The following is a 15,457-nucleotide window of genomic DNA, read 5'->3' as shown; positions in this document are numbered from 1 at the left end:
TAAATAACGGCGGGCCGGAGGAACGAAATCTAAAAAGCTGGTTTGCGTACCTCCGGCACGCCTAAAAGTGAGGGTTATATGTTTTCTACAAACATTACGTCCCGCTGGGACTTAAAAAGTAGCATAGTTAAGACTGATGAATATCGAATGTAAAAGTGTCTGGAGCCCCCTTACACTTTTACATTCGATATTCATCATTTGAAATTTAACATTGCCTTTACCCTTCATACAACTCCAGCGGCAGGCCGTCCGGGTCGCTGAAAAACGTAAACCGGCGTCCGGTCTGGGCGTCGGTCCGGATGGGTTCGGCTTCGATTCCGGCGGCTTCCAGTTTTTTTTTGCCTTCTTCCACGTCTGAAACCGCAAACGCCAGATGGCGCAAACCGAGGGCTTCGGGCCGCGACAAACGCGCAGGCGGATTCGGAAAAGAAAACAGTTCGATTACGTACTGACCATTCAGCGCCAAATCCAGCTTATACGAATCGCGCTCGGCGCGGTGTACTTCCTGAATGATTTTTAGTCCCAGGATTTCGGTGTAAAACCGCTTCGACCGTTCGTAATCCGAACAAATAATGGCAATGTGGTGAACGTGGTTGAGTTGTAGCATTGTATCTCCCCAATACGGATAAATTCGCCGATCAGGCGGTTTTTCTAACTATTACCGAATAGCGTGGTCGCTTTTTTCTTCTTCCAGATCGAGCTGCGCTTCCACTTTTCGGATTACATCCTCGTCAAATTCCTCCTGATGCCGAAGTCGCTCCAGTTCCCGGCGCTTGATGCGGTGGAGTTGGGCAACGGTTTCGTTGTAGCGGTTCAGTCGGGAATCCCCTCCGTCGGCCGTACTAAGCTGGTTGAGCAGCAGACCGCCTTCCAGCCGGTTTTTTAAATTGGCCAGCAAATCGTTGTCGCCCAGTTGAGTCGTCAGATTCTGATTCAGTTCCTGCAAAGCCGCTTCCTGCATTTGCCGGTTGATGGCGGCTTCCTGGTGCTTTTCCGGCAAACGCGGAATCACCTCGTTGGGATGAACCAGGCGGATGATCAGCGGCAGCGTCAGGCCCTGCAACACCAGCGTAACCAGAATGACGACGAACGTGATGAATAAAATCAGGGGGCGTTGCGGAAAAGGCTGCCCGTTGGGCAGGGCCAGCGGAATCGACAGGGCGGCCGCCAGCGAAACCACACCCCGCATCCCGGCCCAACCCAGCACGATCGGCCCCCGCCAGCCTACATTTCGTACGGCTACCGTAATGAACCGCCCCGCGATGTCCGTAAAGACGGATGCGAACAGCACAAAAGCCAGCCGAACAGCAATTATCAGGGCCGAAATCGCCAAACCGTACCCAATGGAACTCCTTAGTGAATGACCGTCCAGCCCGCCCACAACGATCGGTAATTCGAGCCCGATCAGAACAAAAACTACCCCGTTGATGATGAAAATAACCGTGGCCCACATCGACAGCCCCTGCACCCGCTCGGTGTGATTGAGCAGTTGCGAACTGTGTTTGGACAGAAATAACCCCCCGCTGACGACGGCAATTACGCCCGAATAATGAAACTCTTCCGCGGCCAGATACATGATATAGGGCGCAAGGAAAGTCAGCAGGATGCTGATGCGCGGCTGAATGGGCAGCCAGCGGTGAATAGCGTAAAACAACCCCGCCACCGCCAGCCCGATGCCTGCGCCCATGATCGTGACCAGCACAAAACTGAGGGCCACTTCATGCCAGACAAACTCGCCCGAAACAATGGTGGACATGGCAAATTGAAAGACGATCAAACTGGCCGCATCGTTGATCAGACTTTCGCCTTCCAGAATGCTGATGGAGCTTTTGGGAATGTTGACGCCTTTGAGCACCGACGTTGCCGCCACGGCATCCGGGGGCGAAATGATTCCGCCCAGAAGGAAGCCAATCGCCAGCGTAAAACCGGGGATGAAAGCGGCCGACGCGTACCCCACCGCCGTGGCCGTCAGCATGACCAGCCCGAACGCCAGGACAAGTACGATTCGGCGCCAGCGCCAGAGCTCTCGCCAGGACATAAACCAGGCGGCTTCGTAGAGCAGTGGAGGCAGAAAAACCAGAAAAATGAGATCCGGTTCCACGCTCAGGTGGGGAACGCCCGGAATTAAGCTGGTCAGCAAACCGCCAATCACCAGAAAAATGGGGGTCGGAATCCGCAGTCGATGAGCCAGCGTAGCGAGCAGCGCCATTCCCAGTAAAAGAGTAAGGCCGAGGAAAACCAGTTCACGCATGTTTAATTGGATTGATCAGTTGAAAATCGGGTGAACCGTTTTTGGGGCTGAAAATACAAATTACGCCGGGCAGTTTTTGCTTCCAATGCGTTTTTAACCAGCCCTCCAAACATTTTTTATAACTATAAAGCAGATTTATTGAACAATTTGCTTTAGGAATATATACGCCCGTTTTCCGAAAAAACCGCTCGTGATTTCCGGAAACCGGCCCACTATGATGAACTTGATCCCAATGAAACGAAGACCCGCACTCAAAACCGGTGCAATGGCAACCAGCCTCTGGCTGGCCTCACCGGCCACCGAAGCCCTCAATGTACAAACGTTCGGCCAGAAAATGACGACCGACGGCTCCGAAAAAACGCGCGGCTGGCTGTTGCGACCGGTTTGAAAAAATAGCCGACACCGCCGGGCCAAAAACCGCAAACCGGTCAGCATCCGACCACGAGCCGTTTGAGACCCGAAATTTATAAAACTCACCTCCTAAATCCTGAGTTATGACTTTACTAATGCGAATCAGTTCCCTCGTAATCATCGGCCTTGCGTTCCTGCTGCATGCGAGCATGACGGTCCGGGTGGTTGATCCGGCTCGAGTACTGGTGTTTTCAAAAACCAAGGGCTGGAAACATAGCTCGATTCCGTTCGGAATTGCGGCCATTCAGAAACTCGGTCAGGAAAACAATTTCCGGGTCGATACGACCAAAGATGCCAGCGCGTTCACGGATGAAAATCTGAAAAAATACGCAACGGTGATTTTCAATAACACCACCGGCAACGTCCTGAACGGCGAGCAGCAGGCGGCTTTCGAACGCTACATTCAGGCGGGCGGAGGTTACGTCGGCATCCACGCGGCTGCCGATACGGAATACGACTGGCCGTGGTACGGGAAACTGATGGGCGCGCATTTTGCCAGCCATCCGCACAATTCCAACGTCCGCAAAGCGACCGTCGATGTTACCGATAAATCGCATGTCTCGACCACGATGTTACCCGACCATTGGGAGCGTACGGACGAATGGTACAATTACCGCTCGTTCTATTCGGGCATCAAAGTGCTGGCCAATCTCGACGAAAATTCCTACGAAGGTGGAATCAATGGCGCGAACCACCCGATCAGTTGGTACCACGAGTTCGACGGCGGGCGGGCGTTCTACACCGGCAACGGCCACACCGACGAGAGTTACAGCCAACCGCTGTTTCTCAGCCACTTACTGGGCGGCATCAAATACGCCATCGGCGACGCCAAACCGCTGGATTACAAGAAATCGTACGCCAAAGTGACGCCGGAGCAAAACCGCTTCACCAAAACTATTCTGGTCAACGACCTCGCTTCGCCGATGGAACTGGCGGTCGCGCCCGATGGACGGGTGTTTTTCTCTGAAATTCAGGGCAACCTCTCGGTTTATGATCCCAAAACGCGAAAGAACGCGCTGGTGCACAAATTTCCGATTACGTACGTGGGTGGAACCGGTCTGATTGGTTTGACGGTTGACCCGAATTTTGCGAAAAACCAGCAACTCTACGTCTATTATACGCCCGCCGGACAGACCGAAGAACCGATTTTATTTCAGCTTTCGCGCTTCACCGTCAATGCCAATAATACGCTCGATCCGAAATCGGAGAAAATTCTGCTGAAAGTGCCGGTCGAGAAAAACAGCGGTTCGCACCACGGCGGTTCGCTGGCCTGGGACAAAGCCGGCAATCTGTATTTGTCGACCGGCGACAGCTCAAGTCCCTTTCCGTCAGATGGTTATTCGCCGATGGACGAACGGCCCGGGAAAGAATTTTACAGCCTGGATGCGCAGCGGTCGGCGGCCAATACGAACGATCTGAAAGGAAAAGTGCTGCGGATTCACCCGGAACCGGACGGCACGTACACGATTCCGGCGGGTAATTTGTTCCCGAAAGGAACCGACCCGTCGGACCGCGCCAACGGGGACGCCCGCCGAACCCGGCCGGAAATTTATACGATGGGCTGCCGGAATCCGTACCGGATCGCCGTGAATCCGAAAACATCGGTTTTGTATTGGGGTGAAATTGGTCCCGACGCGGGCAAGGAAGGCGTTCAGGGGCCGCGCGGTTACGATGAGTTCAATCAGGCGAAAAAAGCCGGTAATTTTGGCTGGCCGTATTTTGTCGGCAATAATTACGCGTACGTGAAATGGAATTTTGCGACCAAAACCGCCGGTCCGAAATTCGATCCGGCCGCGCCCATCAACAATTCGCCCAACAATACCGGTTTGAATCAACTGCCCCCGGCGACACCCCCGATCATCTGGTATCCGTACGCGGCTTCGGAGGAGTTTCCGGAACTGGGACAAGGTGGTCGCAGCGCAATGGCGGGTAAATTTTATACGTTCGATAAGAACTCCAGGTCTGTCAATCAATTTCCGGAATACTACGACGGCAAGCTGTTCGTCTTCGACTGGATGCGCAACTGGGTGCTGGCGCTCACCTTCGATCAAAACGAGAATTACGTTCGCAATGAGCCCTTTATGGCGGGCAATGGCGATTTTCGGCGTCCGATCGATCTGGATTTTGGTCCCGATGGCGTTATGTACATGCTGGAATACGGTTCGGTTTACGGGGCTGATAACGAAGACGCGCGTCTGGTAAAGATCGAATACAATACCGGAAACCGGGCGCCGATTGCGATGGCGAGCGTGGCCGACACGGCGGTGGAAAACCACTTGGACCGAACGGTTTTTCTAACCTCCGAACGCCGGAACTTCCCGATTCTGCGCGAAGCCGCCGGGCGGACGCCCTTGTCGGTTGCGTTCATGGGCCGGGGTTCGCGGGATCTCGACGATGACGATGAAGTGCGTTATGAATGGCTGTTCGACGGGAAAAACGTAGGGGCCACCACCCTGAACGCCAATCACACCTACACCAAACCGGGCGTTTACAAAGCCATTCTAAGAGTGACCGATCGGGCGGGCCTGACGAGTCGCGATACGGTTATCGTTAAAGTTGGTAATAACAAGCCTTCAGTAACCATTGCGAGTACCGACAACAAGTCTTTTTTCTGGGAAGGAAAACCGTTCACGTATTCGGTGAAGGTGCAGGATCAGGAAGATGGGAAAGTCGATCCGAAGCGAATTAAAGTGCTGTATGCCTATAATCCGCAGCCCAGCACCGCCGATCCGAACGCGCCCAAATCGCCGACGTCCGTGCTGGTGAGCAATCCGCCGGGCAAAATGCTGATGGACGCCAGCGATTGCAAGGCTTGTCATACGATCGATAAAGTGTCGGTGGGGCCGTCGCTGTTGTCGGTAGCACAAAAATACAAAGCCCAAACTGGGGCGCTGGATCAACTGGCAACGAAAATCATCAACGGCGGGGGTGGCAATTGGGGAACGGTCCACGTGATGAGCGCCCACCCGCAGGTTTCGGTTACCGATGCGCAGGAAATGGTTCGTTATATTTTCTCGCTAACCGACAAACCAAGAGCCCAGAAAACCGTACCGTTGCAAGGTTCACTGACGCTGAACGATCACCAGAAAGATGAATTGCGGGGCCAGTATACGCTGCTGGCTGCGTATACCGACAAAGGTGGTCAGGTAGTCGGGCCGCTGACGGGCACGGATGCGGTTTCGCTCCGGAGCGCCAAAGTGCGGGCGGTTTATACGGATGTTCAGTCCGGTTTTCCCCGGTTTGGCGTCAATCTGTCGCAGGGCGGGCATAAAGCGTACGTTCTGCTGAAGAACATCGACTTAACCAACATCAAACAGTTCACGTACGAGTACGCGTCGCAGGACCAGCCCGGCGAAATTCAGGTGCGGATCGACTCCCAGGCCGGGCCGATCATCAGCACGACGGCGTATCAGCCAACGGGCGCCTGGAATACGAACAAGGAGGTTACCGGCTCGGTAACCAGGCCGATAACCGGTAAACACGATGTTTACTTTTATGCGATAAAACGTACCAAACCCAACGACGCCATTCTCAAATTGGTCACGATCCAGTTTCAGGAGTAAACCCTGACAGCACAAACCCTGACAGCGGTCAAAGACCCTGTCAGCGGTTAAAGACCCTGTCAGCAGTTTGCTCATTCTAACTCGGGCAGATTGTTGTCAAACGCTATTTAACCGCTGTCAGGGCCTGAGGCCGCTGACAGGGTTGCGCAATTTTATTTTGACTATTTGGCATTTAAACGGTTTTTACTTGTATATATCGCAAATCGTCCGTTTTTTATTTATGTATTAACGATTATTGCTGTTATTTTACCATTCGATAACAATCGGGTATGTTGGACCACCGACAGCGCATAATCGAGGAGAACGCCTATTTACTGGAACTCTGGCAGCAATCAAAGGCCGGAGACAAGGTGGCTTTTTGCCAATTGGCCGAAATGCAATACCGCTCGCTCTTCAGTTACGCGACCAATTTTACCCCGGATCGCGAATTCATTAAAGATTCCATTCAGGAAATTTTTATTGCGATCTGGGAAAAACGGCAGACCATTACAATCCAGTACGTCTCCATTTATCTGTTCAAGTCACTCCGGAATCAGCTTTTACAGGAATTTCGCCGGAACAAACACGCGGTTTCGGTCCCTTACTTCCAGGAAATCAATCAGTTGTCGGATTGGGAAACGGTTGAAACCACCATCGAGAAAAACGAGGTCGAGTCGGAAAACCAGCGCAAGGTTCGCCAGGCCATTGATTCGCTCCCCAAACGGCAACAGGAAGTGGTTTTTTTGAAGTTCTACAAAGGGCTTGAAAATGAGCAGATTGCGGAACTAATGGACATCAACCGCCAGTCTGTTGCGAACCTGCTCTACAAAGCGTTATCGGCGCTCAAAAGTCAGGTGTCTTTTTTCAAATACTGGCTCATTGTCCTCTGTCTGCTGCACTAGGATTCGGTAACGACCACCATTAGAATCTGCCCGGTGCCTGCTTACCTCAAAACGGTTGGGTTCCAACAATCTGATTTATTGGTGGTTATTGAGTTACCGACCGATTTTGCTGCGTATGAAAATATTAGTCGTTGAAGATGAACCCAAAACCCTGAACGCCATCCGGCAGGGGCTGGAGGAAACGCAATATGAAGTCGATATTGCGTACGATGGACTGATTGCCAAACGATTAGCCCTAAAAAATTCGTATGCCGCCATCATTACGGACGTGATCATTCCGGGCCTGAACGGTTTTGAACTGATTCGCCAACTGCGGGCGCAGGGCGTCACAACACCGATTTTGCTGCTGACGGCCCTGGGCGAAACCAGCGATAAAGTGATGGGATTTGACGCGGGGACGGACCAGTACCTGACCAAACCGTTCCAGTTTACTGAACTGCTGGCGCGGGTCCGGTCGCTCACCAAACGCAGTTCACAGGTGGCCATGACCGCCCAGATGCTCCGGTTTGCCGGTATTGAAATGAATCTGGATGCCAAAACCGTCCGTCGCGATGGACAACCGATCGATTTGACGGCCCGGGAGTTTGCCCTGCTCGAATACCTGTTGCGGAATCAGGGGCGGGTGCTGTCGAAAACCGATATTGCGGAACGGGTCTGGGGATTGAATTTCGACGCCGGAACGAATGTGGTGGAAGTTTATATCAATTATTTGCGGAAGAAAATCGACAAGGACTTTCCTAAGAAGCTCATTCACACGCAGTTTGGAATGGGGTATGTCTTGAAAGAAGAATGAGCGCGGTCTCCGCAGGAGCGGTTTTCTAAGTAAATTCTAAGCAGTTACTTACCTCGGCTTAAGAACCTTGTCCCAGTTTTGCAGTCAGGCAGCGTTTTTTCCACACAGCTTATGACTTCTAAATTGGGATATAGCCACTCCGGGCCGAAGAGTAGTTTGCGACCGTCGGATATCCGCGAACCGCGCCAACCCGACTGGCTGCTGATTTTAATGGTTAGCTTTTTTGTTTTGACGTTGCTGATTGCCTGGCTGGTCGACATCCCCGCCCTGCTGCGCTGACTCCGCTTTATGACCATCCGCACCCGACTGACTCTCCGCTTCACGGGTTTGGTTTCAGCCATTCTGGGGCTCGCTTTTGCCTGTCTCTACGCGTTTTGCTCGTATTTTATTTCTTCGGATTTTTACCGTCGGCTCGAGCGGAAAGCCGCTACCGTTGGCGAAATGCTGATTCATCAACGCATGTCTCCGCAACTGCTGGGGCAATTTAACCGCCTGCGCAAAGATCAGCTTCCGGCCCAGAAAATAGCGGTTTACGACGGAAATAACAGCCCGGTTTTTATCACCAACGAGCGAATTCCGCTGGCCGTTTCCACGAAGGTGCTCGACGAAATCCGGAAAAAGGAAACGAAGAAATTCCGGCAGGGCGTCGCGTTTGTTACGGGCGTTCGGTATGCCACGGCCGACGGGCGATACGTCGTGCTCGCCAGTGCCGAAAATCGCTATGGCGACCAGTTCCTGCGCCGGATGCTGGGCGTGTTGATCGGCTTGTTCGCGGCCATTGTGGGCGTGGTAGCCTTTTCCGGCTGGCTGTACGCGGGCGAAGCGCTTCGCCCCATGCAGCGGATGGAACAGCAATTGAACCGTATTTTCCCGAATACCTTGGCGGAACGGTTGCCGGTCCATTCCGAAAATGATGAAATCAGCCGCTTATCGATCACGATCAACCGCCTGCTCGACCGGATCGACGAATCGTTTCGGCTGCAGCGGATGTTTGTGGCCAACGTCTCGCACGAACTCAAAAATCCGCTCACCCAGATTAGTTCGCAACTGGAAGTAGCCTTGCTCAACCGCCGGGAATCCACGGTTTACGAGGAAACGATCCGGTCGGTGCTCGACGACGTCGCCGAATTGTCGACCCTTACGCGGGATTTGCTGCAGCTTTCGCAGGTCAATCAGGAATCGGCGGTCGGTTTGTTAACGGATTCGGTGCGGCTGGACGAAGTGGTGTGGGATGTTCGGGAGGAAGTCAGTGAAACGAATCCTCACTACGATGTCATTGTCAATTTTGAGGAATTACCGGACGATTTCAATCAGTTGACCGTGCCGGGGAATACCGCACTGCTCAAAACCGCCCTGAAAAATCTGACCGAAAATGCCTGCAAATTTTCCAGCGACGGCCGGGCGCTTATTCGGGTTCGCTTCAACGAAACCACCGTCCGGATCAGCGTTGAGAACGTCGGGAACCCGATTCCGGCCGACGATTTACCGTACATTTTCGAGCCCTTCTACCGGAGTCGGCAAACCGCTGAAGTCCGGGGAAATGGCGTCGGTCTGTCGCTGGTGAAACGCATTGTCCAGCTTCACCAGGGAACCGTCAGCGTTACCTCGAACAAAGGCCAGCCGACGGTTTTTGAACTGAAGCTGGTCCGGCAATTCAACGGCTAAAACCCTTATCGTTTTGCCAGTTCAATAATGTCAGTTCCCTCCAGAATACTCTTTTCATAGCCCTTCGTCACTGTATGGATCATGGCCAGACCCAGTTCTTTCAGGGTACAAAAACCGTTGGGGTACAACGCCCGACCGATGGGAAAGAGCCAGAGCAGATACCGGTACAGCTTGAGCGTATTTTTTAGTCCTTCGGTCGGTTTGATAAAGCCCGGCCGAAAGTTAAAGACCTGTTTAAAAGGCAGTTTCATCAGGTCATTTTCGGTTTTACCCTTCACCCGGGCCCACATCGTCCGGCCATTTTCCGTACTGTCCGTGCCGCCCCCCGAAACATAACAGAAGGTCATGTCGGGATTCAGTTTACTCAGCGTCGTCGCGACGTGCATGGTCAGCGTGTAGGTCATTTTATAATATTCCGGTTCCTTCATCCCCACCGACGACACTCCCAGGCAGAAATAACACGCGTTGTAGCCCGTCAACTGGCTTTCAAGGGCGGAGAAATTGAAAAAATCCTTGTGGATGATTTCCGTTAACTTGGGATGTTTCAGTCCATACGGTTTTCGGTTGATGATCAGGACGGCTTCCACATCGGGGTGCATCAGGCACTCGTGCAATACGCCTTCACCGACCATGCCGGTCGTACCGGTAATAATCGCTCGGATTTTGTTCGATGTCATTGGGCTTCGGGGTTTGAGATCATTGTCCAGGTTAATTCAAAGACGTCGTTGATCCATTTTTGTTGCTTCTCGACGGGTTCGGCGTGGGTAGTCAGGTACTGGTACAATCCGTTGATTTGCTGCAGGAAAAGCGAGGCAATCAACTCCGGCGGCAAGGGTTTCAGGACTTTTGCCCGTCGGGCATCCTGCAGCAAAGTCAGGTGAATTTCGCTGTGCTGCTGAATTTCTTCGGTGGAAACGAGTCCCCGATGGGGCGAAAAATGAAACTGCTGAAGGAAGTAAAACGCATCCCGGTTTTCCACCGCCCACTCCACGGAGCAGGTGAACAGCTTCCTGAATTTCTCTTTGATAACCTCTGTTTCGCTGATTTTCGCAATCAGAAAGTGGCTCAGTTCGCTTTTGAGAGACGTATACAGCGCAACCACCAGCTCGTCTTTGGTCTTGAAATAATGAAAAAGCGTTCCGTTGGAGACCCCGGCTTCGCTCGCGATCTTGCTCGTTGGCGTTCCGTGAAAACCGTACTCGACAAAGAGCTTCAGAGCCGTTGCCAGAATTTTTTCGGGTTTGTCGAACTTATTCATTCGTTCGGATTGACTGATCAGTCAATAAAGATAAGCCGGGATTGAATGCATCCAACGGGCGGCATCAATTAAATTTCAATTCCGTTTCAGGGAATCGCATACCGGTTTCACGTCCTTTTTCTACCGTTTTGCCCCGGTTGTCCCCTGCTCCTTCCAGCGTGTGAACCAACTTTGCCGCAGTTATTCACACTTACTTTTAATTTAATGACAACTTCACAGGCAAAAACCGGTGTTCAGGCCGGGGATGTTCGGATGCACCACGGACATTTGATGACTTTTCGCGTTACGACAGAACAAACCAACGGCACCTTTTCATTGATCGAAGCGGAAATCCGGCGGGGTTTTGAACCGCCCAAACACCTCCACGAGCGCGAGGATGAGCTTTTTTACATTCAGGAAGGCACGATGCGGTTTACCATCGGAGAGCAGCTGATCGACGCGAAAGCGGGCGATACGATTTTCCTGCCCCGCATGATTCCGCACGCTTTTGAGGTGGTGACGCCGACGGCCAAAGTCCTTTTGTATCTGACTCCCGGTTATTTTGAGGGATTCTTTTATGAATTAAGTGAAGACGTTTCGGAGGCCGTTTTGCCGCAGGGACCACCCCCGGCCGAGGTTCTGAATGTGATCATGGAAACTTCGGCGCGCTACGGAATCCAGTACGCCTGAGTTTGAATTTTCGGGGGTGGTGTAAACGCATTACCCCTTTTTTATGAACCTGTTTAACGTTGTGATTTTGAGCTTTCAATTTTACTCCGGCTTGCCCCAACCCCCTGAAGGGGGCTTTAGCATCCAGTTTTTAAAGCCCCCTTCAGGGGGTTGGGGGCAAGCCGGAGTAAGATGCAATCGAGTAAATTTAAATTTTAAACAGTCTCTATCTGCAGTTATTCACATTGTAAAATCTTGCCAGCCGGTTTTTCTGCATTCAAACTGTCAATCCTGCGAACAAATCGATAAAAACGCCCTTTCTAAGCTAATTCTAAGGTGTTCCTAAGCTCATTTTTAGTTCCTCATTGTAATTTTCCAACCAAGTCGTAAAAACTACACTTGATAGCCAAAAGAAGCTAAAACCGTATTTATCGGAGCATGATACCTGGTGCGTTGGATTTGTTTTGAGTAAGATGGTAAGCTGGGAACACTGCCGGAGCGGTTTAGACTCCGACAGTGTTTTGTTTTAACGACACGCCTTTTACGTTTCCAAACAGCTAGTCAGGATTACTACTTTACTTATAAAAACACTTTTGCATTCTGCTTTTCATTCCTTTACTTCCTGCAATTGAACAGTCAACAGCCCGATTAATTCCTGGGCGTCAAGCAAACCGCTATACCGCCAGATTTCCATTCCGTGTTTCAATAAGACGAAGGAAGGGAGTCGTTGAATTCGAAAGCTCAGAACTACCTCAGGATGAACAACTTCATCGACGCGCGTAATTCGAATGCTTTCCCCTAACTCTGCTCCGACCCGCTCCAGAACCTGATTGACCCTTGCCTGCTGCGGGATCGAATCAGGCACAAAGACCAGCAGAACCGCGGTTTTGGCCGGAACAATGAGTGGCCGAAAAAGAGTCGTTTCCATGTAACAAGATGATTCGTTTTCCGGTAAAATTGCCACCTTTACGGCTCCCAGACCATGAGATCGGTTGGCTAGCCACCTGATCGTTATCAGTCGTTACGTCTTTTTTCCTGTTTACCTTGCGACAAATTCCGGGATACGGTTTTCTTTGCAGCCTACCGGATCGAACCGTATGATGACCGACCTGTTTTCTGCCGTTTTTGCCAATGCCACCATCGGTATTATCCTGTCCAACAGCCACGGGCGGATGATTTCGGTGAGCCACTTTGCCCAGAAACTCTTTGGGTATTCGGAAGCTGAAATGGTGGGACAAACCATTGAACTGCTGGTGCCGAATTCGCTGGTCCACCTCCACAAAAACCTCCGGAAATCATTCAATGCGCACCCGGAAGTACGGCCCATGGGCCACGGACGCGATCTGTACGTCAAACGCAAAGACGGTTCGCTGTTTCCGGCCGAAATCAGCCTGAGCTATTTTTACCAGGATGAGCAACTGTATATTGTTGCCTACATCATCGATACGACCTACAAAAAGGAAGCGGAGCAGTCGCTCATCGAACAGAAAAACCGTATTGAGCAACTGAACGCCGAACTGGAGCAAAAAGTGGCCGACCGGACGAATGCGCTCATGGTGACGTTGCACCAGCTGGAACTGTCAAAAGACGAACTTTCCAAGGCGCTGGCGACTGAACGCGAACTGGGCGAACTGAAATCGCGCTTTGTCTCGATGGCGTCGCACGAGTTCCGAACGCCCCTGAGCGCCATTCTCACCTCCGCCGATTTGCTGAATAAATACACGACCACCGAGCAGCAGGACAAACGAACCCGCCACATCCAGCGCATCAAGGCGTCGGTCAATCACCTGAACGACATTCTGGAGGAATTTCTGTCGGTGGGCAAACTGGAAGAAGGTAAAATCGAAGCATCGTATTCGCTCTTTGACCTTAACGAACTGGTAAACAACGTCGTGGCCGACCTCCAGAGCATGCTCAAGCAAGGTCAGACAATTCAGATCGAACGGGACTGCGTCGGAAAAGTCTGGCTCGACCCGTCGCTGATCCGCAAGATGCTGGTGAATCTGCTGTCGAACGCCATTAAATATTCCGGCGAACACAAACCGATCCGCGTCAGCCTCTGGTGCCGCGACGGTCAGGTTCGGATTTCGATTCAGGATGAAGGCATCGGCATGTCGGAGGAAGATCAGAAGCATTTGTTCGAGCGGTTTTACCGAGCCAAAAACGTCACCACGATTCAGGGAACCGGTTTGGGTCTCCACATCGTCGCCCAATATTTAGCTCTGCTGAACGGCACCATCGATTTCCAAAGTAAGCTCAACCACGGAACCACCGTAATTCTATCATTTAGTTATGAAGACGATTCTGCTCATTGAAGATAACGACGACATTCGGGAAAATACCGCCGAGATTCTGGAACTCGCCAGTTACCAGGTTCTGACGGCCGAAAACGGTAAAATTGGTGTGGAGAAAGCGTTGAAAACGAAGCCCGATCTCGTGATTTGCGACATCATGATGCCCGTGCTGGATGGCTACGGCGTGCTGCATATTTTCAACAAAAACCCGGAATTGTCGGGCATTCCGTTCATTTTTCTGACCGCTAAAACCGAGCGGGCCGACTTCCGCCGGGGCATGGAAATGGGCGCCGATGATTACCTGACCAAACCGTTCGACGAAATTGAATTGCTGAACGCGGTGGAAGGCCGGCTCAAACGTTTCGATCAGATGCGACCCACCTACGAACCGACCAAAGACGGTTTGGGACAATTTTTGGACGACGCCCATACCCTGACCGGCATTGACGCCCTGACGGAGGACCGGAAAGGGCATTTCGTCAAGAAAAAGCAGTTTATTTACTCGGAAGGCGATGAACCGACGCGGCTCTATTTTGTGCAGGCGGGTCGGGTCAAAACGTTCAAAACCAATGCCGACGGGAAGGAATTTATTACAGGGCTGTATCAGCCGGGCGACTTTTTCGGGTACGTCAATCTGCTGGAGCAATCCGATCACACGGATTCGGCCGTGACGCTCGAAGATTCCGAACTGGTTTATATTCCGAAGGAAATCTTTATCGATCTGCTTTCGCGCGACGGCGAAGTGGCCAAGCGGTTTGTTCAACTGCTCGCCAATCGGGTATCTGACCGCGAACAACAACTGCTGAACATGGCGTACAGTTCGTTGCGTCGACGGGTGGCCGATACCCTGCTTCGGCTTCACGAAAACCTGCAAAGCGATAATAATCAACCGGTTATTCAATTTTCGCGGGATGACCTGGCGGCTATGGTGGGAACAGCAACGGAGTCGCTGATCCGAACGCTGAGCGAGTTTAAATCCGACGGTTTGATCGACATTGCCGGCACAAACATCCGCGTGCTCCAGCCCGAAAAACTGAAGCGTTCGCGCTGGTAAAAGAGCGACAAAGGCCGTTGAGAGCGGTTTGCTAGATAGCTAAAATTGCTTAAGCCCTGTATTTACAGTAAATTAACGCCAACTATGAGATTTTTGACCGCGTAGCGGTTGAATGTTTGTAGAAAAATGTCAATTTGAGCTACTAAGCGTGCCTTTAGGTACGCAATCAGTTTAGGCTGTAGCATACCTAAAGGCACGCGGGAGGCATTTGGTAACGGCTTTTCTACAAACATGTCGTGCCTATGGCACTTAATCGACTCATAATCAATCACCAAATCTCATAGTTCACGTTAAATTAGAATTCTGATCGCATTGGTCATTTCAACAGAAAGGAGGCCGCTATGACCCATACCATCATTATTGAAACGCAGAATGATACCGTCTTCGAACAGGTCAAAGAATTTGCAAAGCAACTTGGTGTACCCTTTTCTGAGAAGCACACTGATCCCAAAGAAGCTCATCAGCAAGAAGCTTTGAAGAAATTTTTCGGAAGTTGGGAAGGTGAAGAAACCGGTGATGAACTAGTAGACATGATCTACAGTGCGCGTAATGATCAGCCGCGAGATGTTGAATTATGAGTTATTTACTGGATACGAATATTTGCATTCATTTATTCAAAGGGCAATATAATCTGGAACA

Annotated in this window: 15 protein-coding genes; 10 read left to right on the top strand and 5 right to left on the bottom strand. The window is 51.5% G+C overall.

Features of this window, described 5'->3' with window-relative positions; translation table 11 throughout:
- Positions 1 to 217 precede the first annotated feature (217 nt).
- Both gloA2 and GJJ30_RS05160 read right to left on the bottom strand, forming a co-directional pair.
- Complete coding sequence (gene gloA2 / locus GJJ30_RS05165; RefSeq protein ID WP_154173861.1) at positions 218 to 607, bottom strand: SMU1112c/YaeR family gloxylase I-like metalloprotein; 390 nt, start codon at positions 605 to 607, stop codon at positions 218 to 220.
- A gap of 51 nt (positions 608 to 658) precedes the next feature.
- Positions 659 to 2,251 (bottom strand): Na+/H+ antiporter, encoded by a 1,593-nt coding sequence (locus tag GJJ30_RS05160; protein ID WP_154173859.1) that lies wholly within the window; start codon positions 2,249 to 2,251, stop codon positions 659 to 661.
- A 232-nt stretch (positions 2,252 to 2,483) separates the two neighbouring features.
- Here GJJ30_RS05160 and GJJ30_RS05155 point away from each other — a divergent pair, with 232 nt between their 5' ends.
- The 6 genes from GJJ30_RS05155 (at position 2,484) to GJJ30_RS05130 (ending at position 9,564) form a co-directional block, all read left to right on the top strand.
- A complete protein-coding gene (locus GJJ30_RS05155) occupies positions 2,484 to 2,639 on the top strand; it encodes a hypothetical protein (RefSeq protein ID WP_154173857.1) in 156 nt (51 codons plus the stop codon).
- 106 nt (positions 2,640 to 2,745) lie between these two features.
- Positions 2,746 to 6,225, top strand: coding sequence for a ThuA domain-containing protein (locus tag GJJ30_RS05150; protein ID WP_154173855.1), 3,480 nt, complete (start codon positions 2,746 to 2,748; stop codon positions 6,223 to 6,225).
- Between the two features lie 269 nt (positions 6,226 to 6,494).
- The gene (locus tag GJJ30_RS05145) at positions 6,495 to 7,106 is read left to right on the top strand and encodes an RNA polymerase sigma factor (protein ID WP_229312971.1); all 612 of its coding nucleotides are present in this window, start codon (positions 6,495 to 6,497) and stop codon (positions 7,104 to 7,106) included.
- A gap of 115 nt (positions 7,107 to 7,221) precedes the next feature.
- Positions 7,222 to 7,899: a winged helix-turn-helix domain-containing protein gene (locus GJJ30_RS05140; protein ID WP_154173854.1), complete on the top strand. Its 678-nt coding sequence runs from the start codon at positions 7,222 to 7,224 to the stop codon at positions 7,897 to 7,899.
- A 111-nt stretch (positions 7,900 to 8,010) separates the two neighbouring features.
- Entirely contained in the window at positions 8,011 to 8,178 is a 168-nt protein-coding gene (locus tag GJJ30_RS05135; RefSeq protein ID WP_154173852.1) for a hypothetical protein, read from the top strand.
- Positions 8,179 to 8,187: 9 nt separating this feature from the next.
- On the top strand, positions 8,188 to 9,564 hold the full coding sequence (locus tag GJJ30_RS05130; RefSeq protein WP_154173850.1) for a sensor histidine kinase: 1,377 nt from the start codon (positions 8,188 to 8,190) through the stop codon (positions 9,562 to 9,564).
- 5 nt (positions 9,565 to 9,569) lie between these two features.
- Here GJJ30_RS05130 and GJJ30_RS05125 read toward each other — a convergent pair whose 3' ends face one another.
- Complete coding sequence (locus GJJ30_RS05125) at positions 9,570 to 10,241, bottom strand: NAD-dependent epimerase/dehydratase family protein (protein WP_154173848.1); 672 nt, start codon at positions 10,239 to 10,241, stop codon at positions 9,570 to 9,572.
- Positions 10,238 to 10,822, bottom strand: coding sequence for a TetR/AcrR family transcriptional regulator (locus GJJ30_RS05120; RefSeq protein ID WP_154173846.1), 585 nt, complete (start codon positions 10,820 to 10,822; stop codon positions 10,238 to 10,240). The genes GJJ30_RS05125 and GJJ30_RS05120 overlap by 4 nt, the downstream gene beginning before the upstream one ends.
- A gap of 204 nt (positions 10,823 to 11,026) precedes the next feature.
- Here GJJ30_RS05120 and GJJ30_RS05115 point away from each other — a divergent pair, with 204 nt between their 5' ends.
- Complete coding sequence (locus tag GJJ30_RS05115) at positions 11,027 to 11,491, top strand: cupin domain-containing protein (protein ID WP_154173844.1); 465 nt, start codon at positions 11,027 to 11,029, stop codon at positions 11,489 to 11,491.
- A 586-nt stretch (positions 11,492 to 12,077) separates the two neighbouring features.
- Here the strand turns inward: GJJ30_RS05115 and GJJ30_RS05110 are convergent.
- Positions 12,078 to 12,398: a thioredoxin family protein gene (locus GJJ30_RS05110; protein WP_154173842.1), complete on the bottom strand. Its 321-nt coding sequence runs from the start codon at positions 12,396 to 12,398 to the stop codon at positions 12,078 to 12,080.
- 169 nt (positions 12,399 to 12,567) lie between these two features.
- Here GJJ30_RS05110 and GJJ30_RS05105 point away from each other — a divergent pair, with 169 nt between their 5' ends.
- The 3 genes from GJJ30_RS05105 to GJJ30_RS05095 all read left to right on the top strand — a co-directional run bounded on the left by GJJ30_RS05105 (position 12,568) and on the right by GJJ30_RS05095 (position 15,396).
- Complete coding sequence (locus GJJ30_RS05105; protein ID WP_154173840.1) at positions 12,568 to 13,785, top strand: PAS domain-containing sensor histidine kinase; 1,218 nt, start codon at positions 12,568 to 12,570, stop codon at positions 13,783 to 13,785.
- Positions 13,763 to 14,818: a response regulator gene (locus GJJ30_RS05100; protein ID WP_154173838.1), complete on the top strand. Its 1,056-nt coding sequence runs from the start codon at positions 13,763 to 13,765 to the stop codon at positions 14,816 to 14,818. The genes GJJ30_RS05105 and GJJ30_RS05100 overlap by 23 nt, the downstream gene beginning before the upstream one ends.
- 341 nt (positions 14,819 to 15,159) lie before the next feature.
- On the top strand, positions 15,160 to 15,396 hold the full coding sequence (locus tag GJJ30_RS05095; RefSeq protein ID WP_154173835.1) for a hypothetical protein: 237 nt from the start codon (positions 15,160 to 15,162) through the stop codon (positions 15,394 to 15,396).
- The last annotated feature ends 61 nt before the right edge of the window (positions 15,397 to 15,457 follow it).

Origin of the sequence: Larkinella terrae (assembly GCF_009668025.1) — a bacterium.
Lineage (GTDB): Bacteria > Bacteroidota > Bacteroidia > Cytophagales > Spirosomataceae > Larkinella > Larkinella terrae.
The sequence above is the reverse complement of the archived record's forward strand: the minus strand, read 5'-3'. Positions and strand labels throughout refer to the sequence as shown.

What these genes read in the sequence shown, in the direction of transcription:
- gloA2 (WP_154173861.1), bottom strand. Translation starts at nt 607, where the DNA reads ATGCTACAACTCAACCACGTTCACCACATTGCCATTATTTGTTCGGAT.
- GJJ30_RS05160 (WP_154173859.1), bottom strand. Translation starts at nt 2,251, where the DNA reads ATGCGTGAACTGGTTTTCCTCGGCCTTACTCTTTTACTGGGAATGGCG.
- GJJ30_RS05155 (WP_154173857.1), top strand. Translation starts at nt 2,484, where the DNA reads ATGAAACGAAGACCCGCACTCAAAACCGGTGCAATGGCAACCAGCCTC.
- GJJ30_RS05150 (WP_154173855.1), top strand. Translation starts at nt 2,746, where the DNA reads ATGACTTTACTAATGCGAATCAGTTCCCTCGTAATCATCGGCCTTGCG.
- GJJ30_RS05145 (WP_229312971.1), top strand. Translation starts at nt 6,495, where the DNA reads ATGTTGGACCACCGACAGCGCATAATCGAGGAGAACGCCTATTTACTG.
- GJJ30_RS05140 (WP_154173854.1), top strand. Translation starts at nt 7,222, where the DNA reads ATGAAAATATTAGTCGTTGAAGATGAACCCAAAACCCTGAACGCCATC.
- GJJ30_RS05135 (WP_154173852.1), top strand. Translation starts at nt 8,011, where the DNA reads ATGACTTCTAAATTGGGATATAGCCACTCCGGGCCGAAGAGTAGTTTG.
- GJJ30_RS05130 (WP_154173850.1), top strand. Translation starts at nt 8,188, where the DNA reads ATGACCATCCGCACCCGACTGACTCTCCGCTTCACGGGTTTGGTTTCA.
- GJJ30_RS05125 (WP_154173848.1), bottom strand. Translation starts at nt 10,241, where the DNA reads ATGACATCGAACAAAATCCGAGCGATTATTACCGGTACGACCGGCATG.
- GJJ30_RS05120 (WP_154173846.1), bottom strand. Translation starts at nt 10,822, where the DNA reads ATGAATAAGTTCGACAAACCCGAAAAAATTCTGGCAACGGCTCTGAAG.
- GJJ30_RS05115 (WP_154173844.1), top strand. Translation starts at nt 11,027, where the DNA reads ATGACAACTTCACAGGCAAAAACCGGTGTTCAGGCCGGGGATGTTCGG.
- GJJ30_RS05110 (WP_154173842.1), bottom strand. Translation starts at nt 12,398, where the DNA reads ATGGAAACGACTCTTTTTCGGCCACTCATTGTTCCGGCCAAAACCGCG.
- GJJ30_RS05105 (WP_154173840.1), top strand. Translation starts at nt 12,568, where the DNA reads ATGATGACCGACCTGTTTTCTGCCGTTTTTGCCAATGCCACCATCGGT.
- GJJ30_RS05100 (WP_154173838.1), top strand. Translation starts at nt 13,763, where the DNA reads ATGAAGACGATTCTGCTCATTGAAGATAACGACGACATTCGGGAAAAT.
- GJJ30_RS05095 (WP_154173835.1), top strand. Translation starts at nt 15,160, where the DNA reads ATGACCCATACCATCATTATTGAAACGCAGAATGATACCGTCTTCGAA.